This window comes from Vibrio sp. 1249-1 (genome assembly GCF_033340495.1).
In genome coordinates, this window is record NZ_JAWOWJ010000311.1 from 1 (window position 1) to 847 (window position 847).

Below are 847 nucleotides of genomic sequence, written 5' to 3' on the forward strand. Positions count from 1 at the left end.
GCCAAATTCAGCATCTTGTCCTGGGAAAAGTTCTTGAGGCGTCGCTGTGTTCGAATGTCCTTTAGCGACCGTATAATACAAAACGGTACCCGTATCATTACCTACCGAGCCAAGCGCAGATAAAGAAGACAACTTAGCCGCTAACTCAGAGACCTCCACATCACTCAACAAGTACGCCGCGAGAGATTTGTCGTTATAGCTGAGTGTTTGCGCCATCGTCGTCATGCCAAGTGTGATGTGTTCTGGCTTCATTTTGCTTAGCAACCCGACCGTGTTTTGCTCGATGTATTCCAACTCAGACGCATTGGGATCCGACATCACGGTGCCAGGCAGCTTCACGTTAGCATGTGCAAGCCAATCTTTTAGAACTTGTTCTGCTTGGCTGACGGTTTTACCATCAATAACCAGCGCCGCGATTAATGTGGTAACGCCATTAATGTCGTTACCTTTGCTCAAACCACGTCCCGGCGTCATCATGTTCAGTGTGAGCTCATCGCCTTGGTCAACCTGAGCCAAAATTGGACTGGTTAAAATGTTCTTGTTTGTCGAGGTAATCGAGAACTCACCTGCGTTATTACTTTTTGTGCTCGGCTCAGTCGCATCACACACAAAGTTCTGGTTGAGATCGATGCACACTGGTGTATCTAACAACGTACCTTTCGCAGAAATGGTTCCCGCTACGTTGTAACTTGGCGCCGTTGCGTCACCACCACCAGAACCGCCACCACAACCAACAAGGGCCAGTGAGACTGCAATGAGAGAATATTGAAACTTCATAGGTCTTATCTTCTTTTTGATGAATCGTTATTACGAGAGCGAACCACTCTCAACATTGAAAGCACAAGCA

1 pseudogene is annotated in these 847 nt (G+C 47.3%); it reads right to left on the reverse strand.

The annotated features are described in order from the left end of the window. Window positions 1-777: pseudogene (locus R7Z50_RS26060) on the reverse strand (DUF1566 domain-containing protein); the annotation flags it as partial. Window positions 778-847: the final 70 nt, after the last annotated feature.